1 protein-coding gene is annotated in these 1,298 nt (G+C 60.2%); it reads right to left on the minus strand.

Annotated elements, in window-relative coordinates:
- Nucleotides 1-62: 62 nt before the first annotated feature.
- A protein-coding gene (locus tag MRBLSP13_RS17335; RefSeq protein WP_363736966.1) for an IS3 family transposase occupies nt 63-1,234 on the minus strand; the annotation gives its coding sequence in 2 pieces (ribosomal slippage) (nt 63-970 and nt 970-1,234; 1,173 coding nt in all).
- Nucleotides 1,235-1,298: the final 64 nt, after the last annotated feature.

Consider the following 1,298-nt stretch of genomic DNA (forward strand, 5'->3'; position numbering starts at 1 on the left):
TGAGGTGGCCTCGCCTTCTTGGACAGGTTGGCGGCTAAGTTAAGCTCATCGCGGATGTCGTTTTATGCCGCCATTTGGGTGATCAAATCCTGGGGGGCATGCCCCCCAGGATTTGAAGCGCCGATTTGCCCATATGCCTCGCCTGGGGTTTTGCCCGCAAGGCGTGAATGCGGGCGATGGTTGTCATAATATGCGAACCATCGGCCAAGGCCGGCGCGCAGTTCAAATCCGGTTTCGAAGGCGTGCAGATAGACGCATTCGTACTTCACAGACCGCCAGAGCCGTTCGATGAAGACATTGTCCATCCAGCGTCCCCGGCCGTCCATGCTGATCTTGATCTCGGCTGCGCGCAGCACACCGGTGAAGGCATTGCTGGTGAATTGGCTACCCTGATCGGTATTGAAGATATCGGGCTTACCAAAACGGGCCAGCGCCTCCTCCAGGGCCGCTACGCAAAAGCCGGCATCCATGGTGTTCGATAGCCGCCAGGCCAGCACCTTGCGGCTTGCCCAGTCCATGATGGCGACCAGATACAGGAAGCCCCGGCGCATGGGCAGATAGGTCACGTCCGCGCACCAGACGTGGTTGGGGCGCGTGATTTCCAGATTGCGCAGCAGATAGGGATAAATCCGATGCTCGGGATGCGGATCGCTCGTGCGAGGACGCTGGTAAATTGCCGCCAGCCCCATCTTCGCCATCAGCCGCCGGACCCGGCGACGGCCGATCGCATGGCCCAGACGCCGCAAATGCCGCGCCATCTGCCGGCTACCGTACCACGGGTATTCCATGAACGTCTCGTCGATCACCGTCATCAGCGCCAGCGTCTCGTCGGTTTCCGGCACCGGCGTGTAGTAATAGGACGACCGACTGATCGACAGCAGGCGGCACTGCATCGCGATCGACAGGTGCTGATGTGCCGGCTCGATCCTCGATCGCCTCCAGGCCACGCTCATCGACCGGAGGCTTTCGCCAAAAAATCGCGTTCCACCAGCAATTGCCCGATCTTGGCGTGCAACTTCTCGATTTCCGCTTCACTGGCAGCCTTTGAGCTCTGATCGCCATTATCGAACAGGCTGGCCATGCCCTCCATCGCCTGCCGCTTCCATGCCCCGATCATCGTGTGGTGGATGCCATGTTTGGCCGCCAACTCCGCCAGCGTCAGATCGCCCCGGATCGCTTCCATCGCCACCTTCGCCTTGAACTCGGCGCTGTAGCGCTTTCTCGTCGTCTTCATTCCCGTCCATTCCTTCAGGTCGGGATGAGCTTATCACCCTGTCCGAATTGCCGACACCACCTCA

It is taken from the genome of Sphingobium sp. LSP13-1-1.1 (assembly GCF_040676415.1).
GTDB lineage: Bacteria > Pseudomonadota > Alphaproteobacteria > Sphingomonadales > Sphingomonadaceae > Sphingobium.